The 19,492-nt window shown below is 73.2% G+C and carries 18 protein-coding genes and 1 pseudogene; 7 read left to right on the top strand and 12 right to left on the bottom strand.

Annotated elements, in window-relative coordinates:
• Positions 1–168: 168 nt before the first annotated feature.
• The 3 genes from ACFXDE_RS29800 to ACFXDE_RS29790 form a co-directional block, all read right to left on the bottom strand.
• A complete protein-coding gene (locus tag ACFXDE_RS29800; RefSeq protein ID WP_380497774.1) occupies positions 169–495 on the bottom strand; it encodes a hypothetical protein in 327 nt (108 codons plus the stop codon).
• Positions 496–632: 137 nt separating this feature from the next.
• Complete coding sequence (locus tag ACFXDE_RS29795; protein ID WP_380497773.1) at positions 633–1,622, bottom strand: aldo/keto reductase; 990 nt, start codon at positions 1,620–1,622, stop codon at positions 633–635.
• Positions 1,623–2,227: 605 nt separating this feature from the next.
• Entirely contained in the window at positions 2,228–4,840 is a 2,613-nt protein-coding gene (locus ACFXDE_RS29790) for an ATP-binding protein (protein ID WP_380497772.1), read from the bottom strand.
• Positions 4,841–5,099: 259 nt separating this feature from the next.
• Here ACFXDE_RS29790 and ACFXDE_RS29785 point away from each other — a divergent pair, with 259 nt between their 5' ends.
• Positions 5,100–6,260 (top strand): competence protein CoiA, encoded by a 1,161-nt coding sequence (locus tag ACFXDE_RS29785; protein WP_380497770.1) that lies wholly within the window; start codon positions 5,100–5,102, stop codon positions 6,258–6,260.
• 35 nt (positions 6,261–6,295) lie between these two features.
• Here the strand turns inward: ACFXDE_RS29785 and ACFXDE_RS29780 are convergent, their stop codons facing one another.
• The 4 genes and pseudogenes from ACFXDE_RS29780 to ACFXDE_RS29765 form a co-directional block, all read right to left on the bottom strand.
• Positions 6,296–6,733 carry a cupin domain-containing protein gene (locus ACFXDE_RS29780; protein WP_380497768.1) on the bottom strand — a complete coding sequence of 146 codons (438 nt, stop codon included), beginning with the start codon at positions 6,731–6,733 and terminating at the stop codon, positions 6,296–6,298.
• A gap of 162 nt (positions 6,734–6,895) precedes the next feature.
• Positions 6,896–7,021, bottom strand: a pseudogene (locus ACFXDE_RS29775) (L-asparagine oxygenase); the annotation flags it as partial.
• A 165-nt stretch (positions 7,022–7,186) separates the two neighbouring features.
• Complete coding sequence (locus ACFXDE_RS29770) at positions 7,187–7,552, bottom strand: hypothetical protein (protein WP_380443990.1); 366 nt, start codon at positions 7,550–7,552, stop codon at positions 7,187–7,189.
• Positions 7,553–7,872: 320 nt separating this feature from the next.
• Complete coding sequence (locus ACFXDE_RS29765; RefSeq protein WP_380497766.1) at positions 7,873–8,805, bottom strand: DMT family transporter; 933 nt, start codon at positions 8,803–8,805, stop codon at positions 7,873–7,875.
• 80 nt (positions 8,806–8,885) lie between these two features.
• On the opposite strand from ACFXDE_RS29765, the gene ACFXDE_RS29760 reads away from it, so the two are divergent.
• On the top strand, positions 8,886–9,818 hold the full coding sequence (locus ACFXDE_RS29760; RefSeq protein ID WP_380497765.1) for a LysR family transcriptional regulator: 933 nt from the start codon (positions 8,886–8,888) through the stop codon (positions 9,816–9,818).
• Positions 9,819–10,061: 243 nt separating this feature from the next.
• Here ACFXDE_RS29760 and ACFXDE_RS29755 read toward each other — a convergent pair whose 3' ends face one another.
• From ACFXDE_RS29755 to ACFXDE_RS29740, 4 genes are all read right to left on the bottom strand, one after another.
• Positions 10,062–12,050 (bottom strand): hypothetical protein, encoded by a 1,989-nt coding sequence (locus ACFXDE_RS29755; protein WP_380497764.1) that lies wholly within the window; start codon positions 12,048–12,050, stop codon positions 10,062–10,064.
• A gap of 11 nt (positions 12,051–12,061) precedes the next feature.
• A complete protein-coding gene (locus tag ACFXDE_RS29750; protein ID WP_380497762.1) occupies positions 12,062–12,919 on the bottom strand; it encodes a carbohydrate ABC transporter permease in 858 nt (285 codons plus the stop codon).
• Positions 12,916–13,857 carry a carbohydrate ABC transporter permease gene (locus tag ACFXDE_RS29745; RefSeq protein WP_380497760.1) on the bottom strand — a complete coding sequence of 314 codons (942 nt, stop codon included), beginning with the start codon at positions 13,855–13,857 and terminating at the stop codon, positions 12,916–12,918. The genes ACFXDE_RS29750 and ACFXDE_RS29745 overlap by 4 nt, the downstream gene beginning before the upstream one ends.
• 78 nt (positions 13,858–13,935) lie before the next feature.
• Positions 13,936–15,261, bottom strand: a complete 1,326-nt coding sequence (locus ACFXDE_RS29740; protein WP_380497758.1) for an ABC transporter substrate-binding protein — start codon at positions 15,259–15,261, stop codon at positions 13,936–13,938.
• A gap of 103 nt (positions 15,262–15,364) precedes the next feature.
• On the opposite strand from ACFXDE_RS29740, the gene ACFXDE_RS29735 reads away from it, so the two are divergent.
• A complete protein-coding gene (locus ACFXDE_RS29735) occupies positions 15,365–16,639 on the top strand; it encodes an ROK family protein (RefSeq protein WP_380497756.1) in 1,275 nt (424 codons plus the stop codon).
• Positions 16,640–16,646: 7 nt separating this feature from the next.
• Here ACFXDE_RS29735 and ACFXDE_RS29730 read toward each other — a convergent pair whose 3' ends face one another.
• Positions 16,647–17,549 carry an alpha/beta hydrolase gene (locus tag ACFXDE_RS29730; RefSeq protein WP_380497754.1) on the bottom strand — a complete coding sequence of 301 codons (903 nt, stop codon included), beginning with the start codon at positions 17,547–17,549 and terminating at the stop codon, positions 16,647–16,649.
• 42 nt (positions 17,550–17,591) lie between these two features.
• Here ACFXDE_RS29730 and ACFXDE_RS29725 point away from each other — a divergent pair, with 42 nt between their 5' ends.
• From ACFXDE_RS29725 to ACFXDE_RS29710, 4 genes are all read left to right on the top strand, one after another.
• Positions 17,592–18,068, top strand: coding sequence for a MarR family winged helix-turn-helix transcriptional regulator (locus ACFXDE_RS29725; protein ID WP_380443972.1), 477 nt, complete (start codon positions 17,592–17,594; stop codon positions 18,066–18,068).
• A 113-nt stretch (positions 18,069–18,181) separates the two neighbouring features.
• Positions 18,182–18,643 carry an SRPBCC family protein gene (locus ACFXDE_RS29720; protein ID WP_380497752.1) on the top strand — a complete coding sequence of 154 codons (462 nt, stop codon included), beginning with the start codon at positions 18,182–18,184 and terminating at the stop codon, positions 18,641–18,643.
• Positions 18,640–18,978: an ArsR/SmtB family transcription factor gene (locus ACFXDE_RS29715; RefSeq protein ID WP_380497750.1), complete on the top strand. Its 339-nt coding sequence runs from the start codon at positions 18,640–18,642 to the stop codon at positions 18,976–18,978. Before ACFXDE_RS29720 ends, ACFXDE_RS29715 begins: the two co-directional genes overlap by 4 nt.
• 39 nt (positions 18,979–19,017) lie before the next feature.
• On the top strand, positions 19,018–19,458 hold the full coding sequence (locus ACFXDE_RS29710; RefSeq protein WP_380497749.1) for an SRPBCC domain-containing protein: 441 nt from the start codon (positions 19,018–19,020) through the stop codon (positions 19,456–19,458).
• The last annotated feature ends 34 nt before the right edge of the window (positions 19,459–19,492 follow it).

Below are 19,492 nucleotides of genomic sequence, written 5' to 3'. Positions count from 1 at the left end.
CCCGGGTCGGGCGGGGGGGGGGGGGGGGGGGCCCCCGGGGGGGGGGGGGGGGGGGTGGGGGGGGGGCGGGGGGGGGGGGGGGGGGGGGGGTCGCCCCCCCCCCGCCGCCGCCCCCCCCCCACGACCGGCCAACGACGGTTCAGGCCGGGGAATCCGTGCTGGGCCTCATCACGGGGCCGAGGAGAAGAGGACGCTACGGAACGGGAGTTCCTTCTCGTGGCCGGGTGCCACCAGGGTGCCGCCGGCCACGCAGTCGCGCTCGGTGTACAGCACTGCGTATCTGTCGGTGGCGTTCTCCTCGGCCACTGCTTCGTCCAGCAGCAGGTTGTGGCACACGCCCGACTTCGGGTCGGAGAGCGTGTGGACGGTCCCGTTGCGCAGAACGTAGGTGAACGTGCCTTGGGCGGCGTTCGCCGGTGTTGCCGACGCCAGGGACAGCGTCGTCCCCAGCACCGCTGCCGAAACCCACGCTCCGACCATGCGACGAACCGGCATGAGAATCTCCACTCTTTCAGGGGTCTCGGAGAGGACGGCCGTCCCCCGAGCCTCTCCGAAGTCCCCTCTGCAGAGCGTCGCAAAACCGGCTGAACGCGTGAACCAGGACGGTCGCTCGGCCGTTCAGCGGCGGCCGTTCAGCGGTTCACCGCCCGCATCCCGTCCTCGTCGTAGCGTTCGCCCGCCACCTCGGGCAGTTCGGCGTCGATGCGGGCGAGGTCCCCGTCGGTCAGCTCGACGTCGACCGCACCCGCGTTCTGCTCCAGGTAGGTGCGGCGCTTGGTGCCCGGGATCGGCACGAGGTGCTCGCCGCGGGCCAGCACCCAGGCGATCGCCAGCTGGGCCGGGGTGACGCCCTTCTCGGCGGCGATCTCCTTCACCTTGTCCGCGAGCCGGAGGTTGGCCGCCAGATTGGCCTCGGTGAAGCGCGGATTGGTGCGGCGGAAGTCGCCCTGGTCCAGCTCGTCCGGGGAGCTGAAGCGGCCCGCGAGGAAGCCGCGGCCGAGCGGGGAGTACGGCACGAAGCCGATTCCGAGTTCCCGGCAGGTGGGGAGCACCTCGGCTTCCACGTCCCGCGTCCAGAGCGAGTACTCGCTCTGAACGGCGGTGACCGGGTGGACGGCGTGGGCGCGGCGGATGGTCTCCGCGCTCGCCTCGCTCAGCCCGATGTGCCGCACCTTGCCCTCGGCGACCAGTTCGCCGAGCGCGCCGACGGTCTCCTCGATGGGCACGGTCGGGTCGACCCGGTGCTGGTAGTACAGGTCGATGCGGTCGGTGCCGAGCCGTTCGAGCGAACCGTGGACGGAGCCGCGGACGTGCTCGGCCGAGCCGTCCTGGCGGCCCACCGTCGACATGTCGCCCGGAACCGCTTTGTCCATCCGGTAGTTGAACTTCGTGGCGATCACGTACTCGTCACGGTGTCCGCGGACGGCCTCGCCGACCAGGGACTCGTTGGTGAGCGGTCCGTAGACCTGCGCCGTGTCGAGGAAGGTGATGCCGAGGTCCAGGGCTCGCCGGATGGTCGCGACGCCCTCGTCCTGGTCGGCCGTGCCGTAGAAGGCGGACATCCCCATGCAGCCGAGGCCGATGGCCGACACCTGGAGGTCCCGCAGACTGCGCTGTTGCATGTGACGTGCCAGCCCTTCGTCTCGTCCGTCCCGTGGCCCGACGCGCTTCCGAACGCCCCGGTCCTGGCGACCGGCCGGGCCCCGTGTCCTCGGAGAGGACCCTACGGCGCCGAGGCCGTCCGGAGGCGGACCGGCACGGCGGGGTGCGGGCCGGCCGGCGGCGCTGCCCGTCGGCCGGTGGCAGGCAGCAGGCAGCAGGCAGCAGGCAGCGCGGATTACAGCCGGTCGTCGCGGCGGAACGCGTGATGGGGGGCGCGCGGCGCGGGGAGTGGCACGGCCGTCTCCGGTCGCTTCGTCTACGACGCGACCGCGTTCTCCACGACCGCCGTACCGCTCGGCGTTCCCGCCGGCATCGCCGCGCGCCCCTCCCCCTGTCTTTCACACTGGCCGCCGAACCTCCCCCGGCGGAACCCGCCGGGGGTCGGGAATCGGCAAACGGTTCACCGCCAGGCCCCACGCCCGGGCGGCGAACCGTTTCCTCACGGATCACGCTAGGTGCGGTCGAACGTCCGTCCGCCCGCCCTGGCGCATCCTTGACGCGGACGGCGGCCGCCTTGACGCGGCCTTGGCGCCACCGGTCAGGGCTGGTGGCGGTACCCGATGACCTAACCGGGGCTTACCGCGACGGCCCGGCGGAGGCCGAAGACGAAGGTCGTGCCGCCGCCCGGGGTGCTCTCGACGGTCAGCTCGCCGCCCATCGCCTCGGTGAAGCCCTTGGCGACGGTCAGTCCGAGGCCGACGCCGGCGACCCGCCCGCCGGCGCCGCGGCGGCTGCGGTGGAACGGCTCGAAGAGGTGCTCGCGTTGCCGGTCGCCGATGCCGGGGCCGTGGTCGACCACCCGCACGTCCACCCGGTCCGCCACGGCGCCCGCGTCCACCCGTACCGGGGCGCCGGACGGTGACCAGGTCTGGGCGTTGGCCAGGACGTTCGCCAGCGCCCGCTCCAGCAGGCCGGCGTCGGCCTCCACCGGCGGCAGGCCCTCCGGGAGGTCGAGGACCACCGGGGCACCCGCGAGCGGGAGGCTGCCGACCGCGGCGACCAGGACGTCCGCCACGTCGGTCGGCCGGAGGGTCACCGGCACCCGACCGGCCTGCAGGCGGCTCAGGTCGAGCAGGTTGGCGACCATGCGGTTCAACCGGTCCGCCTCGGCGTCGATGATCGCCGAGAAGCGGCGGACGTCCTCCGGCGGCCAGTCGACATCGTCGGAGCACAGGCTCGACGCCGACGCCTTGATCCCCGCCAGCGGCTCACGCAGGTCGTGGGCCACGGCCTCCAGCAGGGTGGTGTGCAGGGCGTCGGTGCGGGCGATCGCCTGTGCCGACGCCGCTTGCGCGGTCACCCGCTGCAACTCCCGGAGCAGGCGCAGTTGGGTCACGAAGGGGCCGAGCAGGCGGGTGTTCTCCTCGCTCAGGGTCGGGCCGGCCAGCACCAGGACGGTGTCCGGGTCCAGCTCGGCCGCGAACGCCGCGTCCTGCGGCCGGCCCGGCAGCGGCCCGCCGGCGGCCGCGTCCGGGCGCCAGCCCGTGCCGTCGCGCGCCAGGATGCCCGCCGCGAACAGGCCGAACGCCAGCCGCAGCCCCTCCAGCAGCTCGGGCAGCGCGCGTTCCCCGTCCTGCACCGACTCCCCCGCCAGCCGGGCGAGCGCCTGCGCCTCCGCGCGGGCGCGGGTCGCCTGCTGGGATCGGCGGGCCAGCCCGTCGATCAGGTGGCTGATGATCCCGGCGACCACCAGGAACACCGCCAGGACCCCGGCATCCGCCGCCCGCTCGACCACCAGGCTGTGCCAGGGTGTCGTGAAGAACCAGTCCGCCGCCAGCGCCGAGGCCACGGTGGTGGCCGCGGCCGGTGCGAGCCCTCCCAGCCGGGCGACCCCGGCCACCACCAGCAGCAGGCACAGCAGCGCACCGGACGGGCCGAGCGAGACCCGGAGCGGCGACAGCGCGCTCGCCACCACCACCGCACCGAGCGGTCCGAGCAGCCACCCGAACCGGCGCCGCCGGGCGGTGACGAAGGCAGGCCGGCGTGGCCGCGGCCCGCGCGGCAGCGCCAGCAGGTCCGGCCCGGGCGGCGGCAGCACCCGGACGTCGATCGGACCGGCCAGCCGGATCACCCGGTTGATCACCGAACCGCTGACCAGCTCCCGCAGCCGCGAGCGGCTGGTCGGCCCGAGCAGGATCTGGGTGGCGCTCTCCGTCCGGGCGAAGTCGACCAGGGCTCCCGCCACGTCGTCGCCGGTGATCTCGACATAGGTGCCGTGCAGCTCGCGCAGCAGCACCCGTTGGCCCGCCAGGGCGGGCGGCTCCCGCTGGAGGGTCCCGTCGTCCGCGCGGACGTGCACGCCGATCAGGACACCGTGCACCCGGGTGGCCGTCCGCGCGCCCCGCCGGATCAGGTGCTCGCCCTGCGGCGCACCGTTCAGCGCCACCACGATGCGCTCCTTGGTCTCCCACGGCGCCCGGATGCCGTGCCGGGCCCGGTAGTCGGCGAGCTCCTCCTCCACCCGGTCGGCCAGCCAGAGCAGGGCCAGCTCCCGCAGCGCGCCGAGGTTCCCGGCCCGGAAGTAGTTGTCCAGCGCCACGTCGACCTGGTCGGCCGCGTAGACGTCGCCCTGCGCCATCCGGGTGCGCAGTGCCTCGGGGCTCAGATCCACCAGCTCGATCCGGTCGGCGGCCCGGACGACCTCGTCCGGGATCTTCTCCCGCTGGACGATGCCGGTGATCTGCTCGACCACGTCGTTCAGGCTCTCCAGGTGCTGGATGTTCAGGGTCGTCGCCACGTCGATCCCGGCGTCCAGGAGATCCTGCACGTCCTGCCAGCGCTTGGGATTGCGGCTGCCCGGGACGTTCGTGTGCGCCAGCTCGTCCACCAGCGCGAGCGCGGGCCGGCGGGCGAGCAGGGCGTCGAGGTCGAGCTCGGTCAGCTCGATCCCCCGGTACGGCACGCGGCGGCGCGGGACCACCGGCAGGTCGGCCAGTTGCTCCTCCGTCCCCCGGCGGCCGTAGGTCTCGACGAGGCCGACCACCACGTCCAGCCCGCCGTCGCGCAGCTGGCGGCCCTCGGCGAGCATGGCGTAGGTCTTCCCGACCCCCGGCGCCGCTCCCAGGTACACCCGCAGCTTCCCGGTCACCGCCGAACCCACCGCCGAACTCACCGCCTCCGCCGAACCCACCGCCGCCGAACTCACCGCCTCACCGGCCGAGCACCTCCGCAGCTCCATCGTCCCCCGGTGCGGGCGCAGCGCGCGGCCGCAGCGGCGGACGGACGAACGGGAGGTGCGGGCGTAGAGGCCGGCCGGGGCTTCTGAAAGTGGGCTTCCGGTCCTCCCCTGCTGTATCCGAGCCGGAACCCACCGGTCTCGCCGCCTGGCACAATCGTGCGATCACGAAGGTGCGGTCATGAACGCCCGGCGGGCCGGGAAGGACTGACGCCGGGGCGGCAGCACGGGGGCACGGGCTGCGGGGAGAGGGGAGGGCTCCGTGGCGTTCACCGCGGTGCACGGAGATCGGGGCCGACTGGACGCGACGCGGGACGACCTCGGCTGCGGGTGGGCGTGGACCGCGGTCCACCGCGCGAGACCGCGCGTGCCGCTCGCGTGCCCGGAGTGCGGACACGGCCTCCACGCGAAGGTCTCGCCGACCGGGCTGCGGTTCTTCGCCCACGACCGCGGAGCACCCACCTGCGCGCTGGCACAGGAGAGCATGGAGCACCACCTCGTGAAGCTGCAGCTCGCACACGCCGCACGGGCCGCCGGCTGGTACGCCGACCTCGAAGTCCGCGCCCCGGACGGCACGTGGCGGGCGGACGTCATGGCCTCCTCCCCCGACGGCGCCCACCGCATGGCGTGGGAGGCGCAGCTCTCCCCGATCACCCGCGACGAGGTCCGCGAGCGCACCGACCGGTACGCCGCCGACGGCATCGATGCCTGCTGGGTGACGCTGTCCGCCCGAACGTGGGTCGGCGCCGTCCCGTCCATCGTCGTCTCGACGCCCCGGCCCGGCGCCGCCGACCAGTGGACCGCGGGCACCGGACTGAGCCGGTTCACCGTCACCCCGTGCCGGAAGAAGTGCCGATGCCCGCACGGCCACGGCGAATGGAAGACCGTCACCGCCCCGCTGGACGACTTCGTCGCCTGGGTCCTCGGCCGCCGCGTCATCCCCCACCGGGTGCCCGCCGGCGAGGACGACCACCGGGTGCTGTGGACCGCGCCGCGCTACGTCGAGCAGGCGGCCGCGCACTCCGACGCCGACCAGCGCCACCGGACCAAGCGCAAGGAACGAGACCAGCAGCGCCGGCGCGAACGGCACGCCGGCCAGGTGGTGGGGAAGGACTGGCGGACCGCCATGCCACTCGGACGCAGATGGCGGCTGGAAGCCGCAGCCGCCCGATGGACGGAGGAGGACAGCGGACGACCCGCCCGGCTCGCCCACGAACAGATCACCGACGACCGCTGGGCGGGCGGCCTGCCCATCCACGTCTCCGGCCACCCCTACGCCGTGCTGCTCCCCTCGGCCGGCCACGCCGACTGGAGCGCGCTCGCCGGCCTGGTCATCCTCACCGTCGGCGACGCGGAGCGCCGACGGACCGTCGAACACGCACCCGCCCTCACCCGGGTCGTCGACCTGGCGGCCTGGCACTGACGTCGGAGGGCGCCGGGCGGGTGGTTGGTGCGAGGTCAGTCCGGCGCGCCGGGCAGCAGCACCAGGCTCTCGACGTCGTGCGGGTCGGTGCGCGCGGCCAGGACGACGACCTCCTGGGTCCGACTGCGGTTGACCGGCTGGTGGGGCACGCTGGGCGGGATGTAGACGAAGTCGCCCGGACCCGCGACGGTGACCTCCGCCAGCCGCTCGCCGTGCCGGACTTCGATCTCCCCGCTGACGACGTAGATCGCGGTCTCGTGGTCCGCGTGGAGGTGCGCCTGCTCCGTCGTCAGCGGCGGAATCACCAGGCGGCTCAGGCAGAGCCCGCGCGAGCCCACGCGTTCCCGGGTGATGCCGCGTTCCGCACGGCCCCCCTGCGGGGCCGTCACCGCCGCCGGGGTCGGCAGGACCACGAGTGCATCGTCGGTCCGCTGCTCGACGGGTGACGCGGGCAGGGAATCGATGATTGTCATGAACCCTCCAGCATTTGTTCCGAAGCCGCGACGCTACGAGGCCGCCGAGGCCGCCGAGCGGAGATCACCCACCGGTGGCCGGATCGCGATCACGGCTGACCGATCTCGGCGCCTTGACAGCCTGCGAGGCCGCCGGTCGGCGAGAACCCCTTGCACCCCCGGTCAGCGAGTGAGCACGTGGCCGTCGTGGGGGCGGTGGTCGCGGGAGCGCCGCAAGTCGGTGGTGACGTAGGTGCGTTGCAGCCAGCGGTCCGCTCCGTCGTGGCGAGGCCGGAAGGCGGTGCGGCCGGGCGATAAGCCCATGGTTGAAGTACTTTGCCAGGAACACGCCACCCGAAACCCCGACCGGCGGAGCGCGGCCGGCGGCATCCGGCGCGCCTGCGGCCTCATCCGAGGCGGCCCCTGACCGCCCTGCCGCCGGAGTCGTCGGATCCGTGAACCCCGCCGTACGAGTCAGGTCTCGTGCCACCAAACGGTCAACCGCCGGCGCCACCAGGGGAGGCTCGGCGACCGATGGTGAGTCAACCATGAGGACGCGTACGGATCCGGCAGGGTACGACGCTCGAACTCCGCGTCGAGCCTGGCCACGATCCGGCTCAGTTCACGGCGAGCGGCCGACGGCAGTGCATCGAGCATGGCTTGCAGATCGTCCCGGCTCCCGAACACGTCGTGGCACTCGCAATCCTCCAGCACCACGTAGAGCCAGCGGCCAGGCCGGCGCAGGAATTGCTCGTACCGGCCGAGCGCATCGCTCAGGAAGCCGGGCCGGAACCTTTGGGCCTCAAGGCGCCTGACAGCGCCCTGGGCGCCTCGTCGCAAGCCTCGAACCTGACTGAACTCTCGGGACCGGGCCCGGATCCACCGCGTCTGGGCGCGCACGGCGCCGGGCGACCTACGCGGCATCGCCCCTTCGGATCGACGTCATGGCCGCCACCCTGCCACGCCACGGGCAGACCGGCCACCGAATTTCCTCCGGACCGGACGCCCTACCGGAACTCGATCACGGCAACGAGCCATGGATCCACGGGCTTTCGTGCCCGGCCGCGCACCGGCCCCCGCTTCGGGGCCTGGGAGACGGGTGCCCGCGCCGGGCGCTGACCGACTCCGTGGTGCCGTCCCGGTGGTGTCGGACGGGGCGATCAGGCGCTGACAGGTGTCGTCGTCCGGCGCGCCGGGTCCTCCTTCACGGTTTGCGCTGCGGCGCGGTGGGTGCGTTCGATGGCCTGTCCCCAGTAGGTCCCGGCGATCATCAGCACGGCACCGAGGGCGGCCCAGAGGGTGAGCCGTTCGCCGCCGAGGCCGAACCCGATGGCGACGGCCCAGATCGGTTCGGTTCCCAGCAGCAGGCTCGCCCGGCTGGCGGAGGTGCGCTGCACGGCCTGCGTCTGGGCGAGGAAGGCGAACACGCTGCAGAACAGGGCGAGGTAGACCAGCTGGGTCCAGGTGGTGACACTGCCGTGGGCCAGGTCGGGCAGGTGGCCGAGGGCGGCCGGCAGGAACAGGGCCGAACCGACGACGGTCTGGACGCTCGTCAGGCGGAGCGGGTCCACGGACCGCCCGGCGGTCAGCCGTCCGACGAGCGCGACGTGCCCGGCCCGGACGACCGCGGCGGCGAGCATCAGGGCGTCCCCGAGTCGCGGCACGTGCAGTCCGGTGCTGGAGCTCAGCAGCCCGACGGCCAGGACGCACAGGCCGGCGGCGAGGAAGAACGTCGCGGGCAGGCGGCGGCCCGCGCTGCGGTCCATCAGCGGGGTGAGCACGATGGTCAGGCTGATGATCAGTCCGGCGTTGGCGGCGCTGGTGTGCGCCACCCCGTAGGTCTCCAGTACGAGGACGGCCGCCTGGGTGACGCCCAGGACGGACCCGGTGCGCACCTCGTCGCGGGTGAAGCGCCGCCCCCGGCGGCCGAAGGCGACCAGGGCCCCGCACGCGAGCGCGGAGATCGCGTACCGGGCGAACAGCACCACCAGGACCGGGAGCGCGGCGGTGGCCGTCTTGGCCGCCAGATAGCTGGAGCCCCAGACGAGTGCGACGAGGAGGAGTACCGCATCGGTGCGGCGGGCAATGGGCATGCCCCTACGCTGCCCGACCAGGGATTTGAAGGCCACCACCAACTTCTTCAACGAACCTGTAGCAGCCCTACACTGTCGGCGTGGATGAGAGGCAGCTGCGGGTCCTGCGGGAACTGGGAGAGCTGGGGAGCGTCACCGCGGTCGCCGAGGCGCTGCGCGTGACGCCGTCGGCGATCTCGCAACAGCTGAGGCTGCTGCAGCGTTCGATCCCCGTCCCGCTCACCGAACGCGCCGGGCGCCGGGTGGTGCTGACGGACGCCGGGCGGGCCCTGGCGGTGGCGGCCATCGAGGTGGAGAGCGCTCTGGCCAGGGCGCGCCACACCGTCACCGACTTCGTGGAACAACCGGACGGCGAGGTCTCGGTGGCGGCGTTCCACAGCGCCGGGTCGGCGTTCTTCCCGCTCCTGCTGCGCGGCCTCGCCGGCGCCGGTCACCCTCGTCTGGCGCTGTCCGACGAGGACGTCGCCCAGGACCGCTTCCCCGCCCTCACCCGTGACCACGACCTCGTGCTCGCTCACCGCCTCGACCACGCCCCGCCCTGGCCGCGCACCGTGATCGCCCACACCTTGCTGCGCGAGCCCCTGGACGTCGCCCTGCCGGCCGGCCACCCGCTGGCCTCCCAGCCGCGGCTCTCACCGCAGGACGTGGCCGACCAGCCGTGGATCACGGTCCACGACGGGTTCCCGCTGATGGCCACCATCGAGGCCATCGCCAGCGTCGCCAACCGACGGCTCGACATCGTCCACCGCATCAACGAATTCGCGGTGGTCGCCGAAGTGGTGGCCGCCGGCGGCGGGCTGGCCCTGATGCCGCGCTGGACCGCCCGCCCGCACCCCGACGTCGTTCTCCGGCCGCTGAGCGGAGTCCAGGCCCGACGGCACGTCGACGTGCTCCACCGGCCCGAGCGCACCGCGCGCAAGGCCGTCCGGACGGTCCTCGCCGAGCTGCACCGGGCCGCCGATACGATCCGGGCCACGAGGCCGCGGCTCCCTGACGGTACAGGTGATCAGTGATTCTCAATGTTCATATCGACGGTCGATGGCGCTACGGCGGGACCCCGGAGGAGAAGTCCCCGGTGATCGGCACGGTCGAGGAACCGGAAATCGACTGGGCCAGCATCCGCTGATTCCCTGCGCAACCGCTCCGGCGACCGATCGGCGGCACCACTCCAGCGGGACGCGGGTCACGGTGCGCCGGGCGAGACCGGGCACCGGGCGGACGCCGCAGGACCCGCCGGACGGGTCCCGCGGAGCCGCCTACCGGCGCGCCCGCGCCGACGCCGCCGAACGCCGGCTTCGGGGCCACTCGACCAGAAGCCAGCCGCGGTGCGGCAGCGGTGCGCCGAACTCGACGAGGCCACCGGCCACGACCGCCGGGACGGGCTCCGGGGCCGCCAACGGACGGAGCAGCGTCGCCTCCGCTCCGGTGGGGGTGCCGGGCAGGTGGATGCGGACGTGCGCCGGGTCGGCGCTGCCGTTGGCCACGGCGAGGCGGAGGCCGTCCGGGGTGCGGGAAAGGTGGGGGATCAGGTGGGGGCCGCCGGTCACCAGCGGCAGGGCCGGGTCCTCGCCCTCCAGGTACCGGACCATCTCGTGCAGCAGTTGCTGCCCGTCGTCGTCGTACGGCAGCAGGTCCACCGCCGTCGCGGCCAAGACGCAGATCCGGCCGCCGAGTTCATTGGTGTGGACGCACCGGCCCGGGCCCCACACCCGTTGGTCCGGGGTCAGGATCTCCGTCCAGGTCTCGGTGTCCGCCGCGGGCCGGAGCCGGGCGAGTGCCGGCTGGCCGTTGACGCTCAGGAACACGTCGCCGCGGCGCTCCAGCGCGTACGGGCCCGGCGCGGACGCCGACTCCCTCCCCACCACCTCCTCGACCGTCACGCCGAGCAGCTTCCCGAGCCCCCGCTCGTCCAGGATGCGCGCCGCCGTGCCGTCCAGCAGCAGTCCCCCGCCGAGCATCCGCCGGAGCTCCGCGTCGCCGTACGCCCACGCCACCTGCCCGAACAGCACCCGCACCGGCGCGTCCCCGGCCGTCACGGGGACGCCGTACCGCAGCAGGAAGTCCGCCGCCGGGCCGGGGTCGACGGCCAGGTCGGCGAGGTCCCCGCCGCGGACGGTCCGCACGTGGGCGGCCGCGTCCTGCCGCACCGGCAGCGCCACACCGGCGGTGTCCCCCTTCGGCGCCACGCGATCGAGCGCCGGCCGCGACCTGCGCAGCAACTCGGCCACGCGCGGGAAGCGCCCGGCCCGGCCGGACTGCATCGGGTGGACGTTGAGGAACAGCGCGTCCGAGCCCGCGAGTTGGGCGGCGACGAGCTCGGACCACGTCTGGGTGTCAGACTTCGACCACGCGGTGTGCGGCCAGTTCTCGACCTCCGGTTCGCTGCGCACGTGTGCGGGCCGCAGTGCCCGCTGCACCTCCGACATCCAGACGGAGAAGCTCAGTTCGCGCCCCGGCGCGTCGGAGTAGCGGGCGAAGTGCGGCCGGTGCGAGACGCGTCCGTCGATGGCGAGCGCGTCGAACAGGGCCGGCCAGTCGCGTCCCTCGACGGAGTGGACTCCGGGCTCGGAGCTCATCAGCCCGAGCTGCGTCCGCCCTTCCGACCGTTCGGCAACGGCCTTCGCGATCGCCTCGGCCACTTCCAACTGTGCTTCTCGCCAGACCCGTTGGAGCTGCACACGCCAGGGGTGGGGATCTCCGGGGGCCGTCACCGCGGCGACGGCCTGCTCCCGGGTCACCGTCTCCCCCACCGCCTCCGCCAGCCGGTCGAGCATCAGCGGCTCGAATCCGCCGCCCCACCCCAGCGGCGCGTGGTTGTGGTAGCGGAAGTCGTCCTCCAGCCACAGCACTCGGGGTACGAGCTCGGCGAACCGCCCGTAGTGGGCGGTGATCCACGAGCGGAAGCGCGGGCAGGCGAAGGAGGCCTGGGCGGTGGCGACCGTCCCGGTCGGGCCGACCATCGGGGCGAAGCCCAGCCGGTCGACGCGCCCACGGTCGGCGTGCCCCGCCGTCACCCAGGGGTTGAGGCTGACGTCGAGCCCGGCCGCCCGGAGCGCCTCCGAGGCGCGTCGGGCGGTCTCGTACAGCCTGTCCTCGGCGGCTCCGGACGGGTGCCCGGCGTGGAACTCCTCGGCCCCGAGCAGCAGGACGACCTCGTCGACCCCCGACTCCAGGCAGAATTCGACCAGTTCGGCGACGTCGGACGCAGCGTGGAGCTGGAACCGCAGGTGGTACCTGGCGGGCACGGCGGGCCTCCTCACTTGGTGCTGCCGGCGGTGAGGCCGGCGCGCCAGAATCGCTGCAGGGACAGGAACAGGACGACCAGCGGGATCGCCGACACCATGGCCGCCGTGACGACGACGTTCAGCGGCGGCGCCCCGGGCCCGATCGCCCGCTGGGACTGCCACCCGACGACGCCGACGGTGACCGGCTGGAGGTGGTCGTCGGCCAGCATCAGCACGGGGAGCAGGTAGTTGGTCCAGATGGCGACGAACTGGAACAGGAACACCGTCACGAGCGCGGGCGACATCACGCGCAGCGCGATGGTGGCGAAGATCCGCAGTTCGCCGGCGCCGTCGATCCGCCCGGCCTCGATGAGCTCGTCCGGCACGGAAGCGGCGGCGTAGATGCGCGCGAGGTAGACCCCGAACGGGCTGACCATGCTGGGCAGCAGCACCGCCCAGTAGCTGTTGACCAGGTGCAGTCGGGAGAACAGCAGGTACAGCGGCACGGCCAGCAGCGGCTGCGGGACGAGCACGGCGGCGAGCACGCCGTTGAACGTCAACTCCCTCCCGCGGAAGCGGTATTTGGCCAGCGCGTACCCCGCCATGGCGGAGATCAGCGTGCTGACGCCCGCGCCGCCGACGGCGTAGAGGGCGCTGTTGCCGAGCCACTCCCCGTAGATGCCGCCCTGCCGGGTGAACACCTGGTCCAGGTTGTCGAGGAGCGCGAAGTCGCCGAACCAGAAGCCGTTTCCGGAGAACAGTCCGCTGCTGGTCTTCGTCGAGGCGACGAGCAACCACCATACCGGCGCGAGGAAGTACACCGAGGCGAGGAGCAGCACGCCCAACACGATCCAGCGGGAGGCGGGTTGACGCCCGGAGGTAGTGGTCACCGCGCGCCCCCCCGGCGCTGGACGAGCTTGAGGAAGCCGAAGGAGAGCGCGAACGCGAGCACCGCGAGGACGACGGACTCGGTGGCCGCGAGGTTGAAGTTGTCGGCGTCCACGGCGTTGTGGGCGGCGTAGATGGGCGTGTAGGTGCTGCTCAGGTTCGGTGCCACGGTGTGCAGGATCGCCGGCTCGTTGTAGAGCTGGGCGGTGCCGATGATGGAGAACACCGTGGTCAGCACGAGCGCCGGCCGGATCATCGGCACCTTGATGCGCCACGCGACGCCGAGGGCCGAGCAGCCGTCCATCAGGGCGGCCTCGCCGATCTCCGGCGGGATGGACTGGAGGGCGGAGTGGAGGATCAGCATGTTGTAGCCGGTCCAGCCCCACGTGAGCATGTTGCCGATGGTGGGGCCCAGCATGCCGTCGGACGTCAGGTCGAGGTGCAGGCCGAGGTGGTCGCCCGCGGCGGTGATCGGGCTGAGCCCGGGGGCCACCAGGTAGGACCACATGATCGCGCCGACCACCCCCGGCAGCGCGTACGGCAGGAAGAAGGCCAGCCGGAAGAACCGCTTGAAGGGGGTCGACCCGGCGTCCAGGAGCAGCGCGAGCACCAGGGCCAGCAGCAGCATCACCGGCACCTGCACGACGCCGATCAGCAGCACCCGCAGCAGCGAGCCGCGGAACGCCGGATCGCCCAGCGCCGTCGCGTAGTTGCCGAGGCCGGCGAACACCTGGGTGGGGGCGGTGAGGCCGAGCCCGGAGCGGTGCATCCGGAAGAGGCTCTGGTGGACGGTGTAGCCGATGGGCGCGAGGTAGAGGGCGGTGAACAGCAGCAGGAACGGGGCCAGGAACAGCGCCGCCGTCCGGCCGTGGCGACGGGGGCCTCCGGAGCCCCGCTGGGACTTCCGCGCTGCTGTCCGCCCGGCGTGGGCGGTCTTCATGGGCGTGCTGCCTCCTCGGGGAGTGACCATGGCGGGCCCGCGCCCATGGGGGTGGCGCGGGGCCGGGTCGACGGGTGGTCAGCCGCCGGCGACGGCGAGGCCCTGCTGCTTCAGGCCGGCCACCGTCTTGCCCTGCACGTCCGCGAGCACGCCCGGCAGGGTCGCGCCGCCGGTGCCCGCCCTGCCGAGCCCGTCGCCGAGGTCGGTGGAGGTCTGGGTCATGGTGGGCCCCCACTGCCAGTCGGTGGCGATGTGCGCGCTCGCGGCCCGGAACACGTCGAAGATCACCTGTCCGCCGAAGAACGGATCGGGCTTGCCGAGTGCGGGGTTGGCGAGCCCGGAGGTCGCGGCCGGGTAGATGCCCGTGACCGTGATCAGGTCGCCCACGCTGCCGGGGTCGGTGCTCATCCAGGTGGCGAACTCGGCCGCTTCCTTGGGGTGGGCGCAGCCCTTGAGGACGGCGGTGGCCGAGCCGCCGTCGTTGCCGTAGGCGGGGTTGGCGGCGTCCCACACGGGCATCGGCGCCACCGCCCACTGACCGGCGCCGCTCTTGACGCTCGCCGCCAGCGTGGGGGCGTTCCACACCGCGTTGACGTCGGACAGGATCTTGCCGTCCGTCAGGTCCGCGTACAGCGACGGGTCGTAACTCGGGTCCGTCTTCAGGAGCTTCCGGTCGAGCAGGTCCTGCCAGTAGCCGGCCACCTTCTTGTTGGCGGCGCTGTCGAGGCTCACCTGCCACTGGTCGTTCCCGGTGCCGAACCACTTGGCGCCCGCCTGCCAGGCGAGACCGGCGTAGTTGTAGGCGTCGTTGCCGAAGTCGCCGAGGTAGACGGTCGGGTCGGCGGCGTGCACCTTGGCGGCGTCGGCCGCGTACTCGTCCCATGTGACCGGGGGCGTCGTGATGCCGTACTGGGCGAACAGGTCCTTGCGGTAGAACAGCGCCATCGGCGCGGTGTCGACGGGGATCCCGTAGGTCTGCCCGCCGATCGTCACCTGCTTCCACGTCCATTCGGCGAACTGCGACTTGGCGTCCCCGGTGTACCTGGAGATGTCGGTGAGGGCGCCCGCGGCGGCGAAGCTCGGCAGGGTCTCGTACCCGACCTGGGCCAGGCACGGCGCATTGCCCGCCTTGGCCGCCGTGAGCATCTTCGTGTACCCGCCCTTGGAGCCGGACGCGGTCTTGCCGAACGTCACCCGCACGTTCGGGTGGGACGCGTTGAACTTCGCGACCGCCTGGTCGTAGCCCGGGGCCCAGCCCCAGAACTCCAGCTCGACCGTGCCGCCCGCGGCCGCCGATCCCGGCGCGCCGCCGGACGATCCGGAGGAGCAGCCGGCCAGCAGGGTCGACGCGGTGACGGCGGCCAGCGCGGCAACGAGCGTGGTGGTGACGGGACTTGGCTTCACGTGCGCCTCCTCGGTGAGGTACTGAGGGAACCTGGGCACTGCGAATTCGTTCGGTTATTGTTTGAACCAACTCGGGCCGAAGTCAAGGGAGAAGGAGCGAGCGATGGGATCCGCACACGACGGCGACGGCGTCCGGAACCTGGCGATGGCCGGACCGGCCGTCGCCCGCGACCGCTCCTCTTCCCGCCGCGCCAACCTCGGGCTCGTGCTGCGCCTCCTGCGCGACGACGGCCCCCGCACCCGCACCCGGATCGCCGACGACACCGGCCTGCCGAAGGCGACGGTCTCCAACCTGACGGCCGAACTCCTGGAGGGCGGCCTCATCCGCGAGGGCGGGACCGAGCGCGACCGCACCACCGTCGGCCGCCCGGGCCAGAGCGTCGAGATCGACGGCACCGGCGTCCACGGCATCGGCGCCGAGATCGACGTCGACTACGTCAGCCTCCTCGCCGTCAACCTCAAGGGCGAGGTCACCGCCGAGAAGCGGGTCCCCTTCGACGTCCGCGCCGCGGGCCCCGACGCCGTCCTCGACACCGCCGCCCGGCTGATCGCGCGCGGCGCCGACCGCCTGCGCCGCGCCGGCGGCCGCGTCGTCGGCGTCACCCTCGCCACCCCGGGCACCGTCGACCTCGCCACCGGCACCGTCACGTACGCCTCCAACATCGGCTGGAGCGGCGTCCGGGCGCTCGACGGCCTGCGTCGGCGCCTCGGCCCGACCGCCCCCGAACTGCACCTGGAGAACGACGCCAAGCTCGGCGCCCTCGCCGAGTACGTCCCGGCCTCCGCCGACGGCGTCCGCGACCTCGTGCACGTCACCGGCCAGACCGGCGTCGGCGTCGGCATCATCGCCGGCGGCCAGCTCCTGCGCGGCACCGGCGGCTACGCGGGCGAGGTCGGCCACCTGCGGCTGGTCCCCTCCGAGCAGCCCTGCGCCTGCGGCCGGCGCGGCTGCTGGGAGACGGCCGTCGGCCGCGACGCCCTCCTGCGCCACGCCGCCGACCCCGGCGACATGGTGTGGGACCCGATGATCGACGTCGAGCGCCGCCTCGCCGAACTGCGCGCCCGCGCCCGGGCCGGGGACCCCCGCACGCTCGACGCCCTCCGCCGCATCGCCGACGCCCTGGCCCCCGGGATCGCCCTCCTCGTCGACATCCTCAACCCCCGGCTCGTCGTCCTCGGCGGCCATTTCGCCTTCTTCGGCGAACACCTCCTCCCCGGCGTCACCGAGCAGGTCCACGACCTCGTGATGGCCCCGAACGCCGGCGGCTGCGAGATCGTCCTCTCCCGCACCGGCCTGACCGCCACGACCCGCGGCGCCGCGCTGCTCGCGCTCGACGCGGTCTACCGCGACCCGACGCGGGTGATGACCACGGGCTGATGGTTGGTCAGTTCACCTTCCGCAGGCGCTGGGTGAGGAAGAGTGCCGCGCGGTCCAGTGCCTCGTCCGCCTCGTCCAGGACCCCGGCGAAGGCCTGGAACACGTGCGGCGCGTCGGCGGTGACGTCCAGGACGACGTCCACGCCGGCCGCGGCGGCGCGCGCGGCCAGGCGGGTGGAGTCGTCCAGCAGGAGCTCGTTGGCGCCCACCTGGACGAGCATCGGCGGGAAGCCCGTCAGGTCGGCGCAGACGGCCGGGCTGAGCAGCGGCTGGTGCGGGTCGGCCCCGGCGAGGTACATGGCACCGGTGCGGTCGAGGTCCGCGCGGGTGAAGATCGGGTCGGCGTCCGCCTTGGTGACCATGCTGTCGCCGGTACGGGTCGCGTCGACGCCCGGCGACAGCGCCAGGACGGCGGCGGGCAGCGGCAGGCCCGCGTCCCGGGCGGCGAGGCAGGCGGTGACGGCGAGTCCGCCGCCCGCGGAGTCGCCGGCGAACACGATCGACGACGGGTCCTCGCCGCGGTCGAGGAGGTCCCGGTAGGCGCTCAGCGTGTCCTCGATCGCGGCCGGGAACGGGTGCTCCGGGGCGAGCCGGTAGTCCAGCGAGTACGCGCCGACGCCGGTCCTGGCCACGAGGTTGCCGGTCAGCGACAGGGCCGTCCGGGGCGAGCCGTACACCCAGCCGCCGCCGTGGAAGTACAGGATCGTCCCGGCGCGCGGTGCACCGTCCGGCTCGACCCTGAGGGCGGGCCGGCCGCCGAGCGCCGTCTCCGTGGTGCGGATGGTGCCGGGCACGATCATCCCGGCCATCAGCGCCTCGAATCCGGCCCGGATCTCCTCGACCGTCCGGGGACTCTCCGGACGCGGCTGCCGCAGCATCGCGTCGATCCGCGCACGCTGTTCCCTGCTCATGATGGGCTCCCCTCGAAAGTACCTGCCGCTACACTATATGCCGTGGAATCTAAATCGAGGGGCGAGCCGATGGATCTGCCGGAGTTCTTCGCCGATCTGGTCCGGTGCGAGACGCGGCTCTACAACGCGCTCAACGACCGGCTCCGCGCCCGGCACGGCATCGTGACCTCGCAGTTCGAGTTCCTGCGGTACCTGCGCGACCACCCAGGAGCCCGCGTGGCGGACCTCGCCACCGGGTTCGCCGTCGGCATCGGGGCGACCAGCAAGGGCGTCGACCGCCTGGAGAAGCAGGGCTGGGTCGCCCGACGACCGAACCCCTCCGACCGCCGCTCCTCCCTGCTCGCACTGACCGAGGACGGGGCGCAGCTCGTCGACGCGGCCGAGCGGACGTTCACGGCGGGGCTCGCCGAGCTGATCGGCGACACACTCGACGACGCGTCGGTGACGGCCGCCGCGCAGGCGCTCGCGACGCTGCGCTCGGCACTCGAACGCCGGCAGATCGGCATGCCCACGGGCTGACCACTGCGCACCGGGCAGGCCCGCCGCCCTCCTGGAGCAACCAAAGGTTGCACATCATGGCGGAGCGGCCTACCGTTGTACGCAACCAAAGGTTGCAGGAGGAGGAGAGCGGGATGGAGTACGGCAGCATCGCGCGGGAGATCCACGTCGAGGCGACACCCGAGGTGGTCTACGAGGTCATCAGCACGCCCGAGCACCTGAAGGAGTGGTGGCCCGACGACGCCGACCTCAAGCCCGTCCCGGGGGCCACCGGGGTCATCTCCTTCGGCACCGGGACACCGGACGTGAAGGTCGAACACCTCACGGTGGTCGAGGCCGACCCGCCGCGGCGGTTCAGCTTCCGCTGGGTCTACGACGAGGGCCGCACCGCTGCGCCGGGCAACTCGCTCCTGGTCACCTTCGACCTGGTCCCGTCGGACGGCGGCACGCTGCTGCGCTTCACCGAGACGGGCTTCCGGGAGCGGGGCTGGGAGGCGGCCGTCCTGGAAGAGGCGTACCGCGACCACGCGAGCGGCTGGGACCACTTCCTGCCCCGCCTCGTCGCGTACGTCGCCCGGGTGGTGTCGCGGCCGTGACCGTCGCCGTCGACGACGAGCTCTGGTCGGCGGTGGGCGACCCGATCCGCCGCCGGATGCTCGACCTGCTCCTGGCCGGCAACGGCGGGACGGCGACCACCCTGAGCGAGCAGCTGCCGGTCACCCGGCAGGCCGTCGCCAAACACCTCGGCGTCCTCGGCCGAGTCGGGCTCGTCCACGACACGCCGTCCGGACGCGAGCGCCGCTACCAGGTCGACGAGGCCCAACTCGCCCGCGCCGTCGCCCAGCTGTCGTCGGTCGGCGCCGCCTGGGACGCCCGCCTGCAGCGCATCAAGCGGATCGCCGAGGCGATCCAGCGCAGCCGGGAGAGCTGAGCCCGCACGAGAACCGCACACGAGAGAGAGGTACCCGCCATGGCGGACATCCTGCACCGGATCGGTGTCACGACGTCCCTGGAGGCCGTCTACACGGCCCTGACCACGGTCGACGGACTGGCGAGCTGGTGGACCGAGGACACCGACGGCGACGCCGGCCCCGGCGGCGTGGTCCGGTTCCGCTTCGGCCCCGGCGGCTTCGACATGAAGGTCCTGGAGACCGAGCCCGGCCGCCGGGTCCTCTGGGAGGTCATCGACGGCCCCGAGGAGTGGATCGGCACCCGCATCCGCTTCGACCTCAAGCCGGAGGACGACTACACCATCGTGCTGTTCCGGCACGAGGACTGGAGGGAGCCGGTGGAGTTCATGTACCACTGCAGCACCAAGTGGGCGACGTTCCTGATGAGCCTCAAGGCCGAGCTCGAAACCGGAGCGGGCGCGCCCGCCCCGCGCGACGTCAGGATCAGCAACTGGCATTGAACGGCCGCGTCGTGCGGCGAGGGCCGTGGGGCAT

Origin of the sequence: Kitasatospora sp. NPDC059408 (assembly GCF_042751525.1) — a bacterium.
In the GTDB taxonomy this organism is placed as follows: Bacteria; Actinomycetota; Actinomycetes; order Streptomycetales; family Streptomycetaceae; genus Kitasatospora.
Note: the sequence above shows the minus strand (reverse complement) of the source record. Positions and strands in the feature narration are given on the sequence as shown.